This window comes from Bradyrhizobium campsiandrae (assembly GCF_014529705.1).
Taxonomy (GTDB): Bacteria; Pseudomonadota; Alphaproteobacteria; order Rhizobiales; family Xanthobacteraceae; genus Bradyrhizobium; species Bradyrhizobium campsiandrae.
This window is the reverse complement of record NZ_JAANIH010000280.1, coordinates 1-384: the sequence shown is the minus strand read 5'-3', so window position 1 is coordinate 384 and position 384 is coordinate 1. Positions and strand designations below refer to the sequence as shown.

Genomic DNA, 384 nt, shown 5'->3' with positions numbered 1-384 from the left:
ATCCTGAGGATCAGGTGGAAAATACGGAGCCAATAATTAATCCTATAGAAAAACAGGCACCTAGACTTTTGAAAAAAGTGGTTGGAGCAGACAATAGAGTAAAAGCAAATGTAAATAATTCTCCATATAAACAAATAGGTTATATGGAAATGTCATTTAAGAAAGGCAATAAAATGGTTTGGTATGTTGGGACAGGAACAATTATCGGAAGCAATAAAGTCTTGACTGCAGGACACAATTTGTATGATAAGAGTACTAGATCGTGGGCAAATGGAGTTATTTTTCAGCCTAAAATGAATAATTGGGTATCCCCAACATATGTTACTAGTTCTAAATTACATGTACCTGTAAATTGGTCGGCAAAAGGAGATAGCAATTATGACA

The 384-nt window shown here is 34.6% G+C and carries 1 protein-coding gene; it reads left to right on the top strand.

What is annotated here, in order from left to right:
• Window positions 1-14: 14 nt before the first annotated feature.
• A partial coding sequence (locus G8O24_RS43090; RefSeq protein ID WP_202988843.1) for a trypsin-like serine peptidase occupies window positions 15-384 on the top strand: 370 nt, incomplete at its 3' end.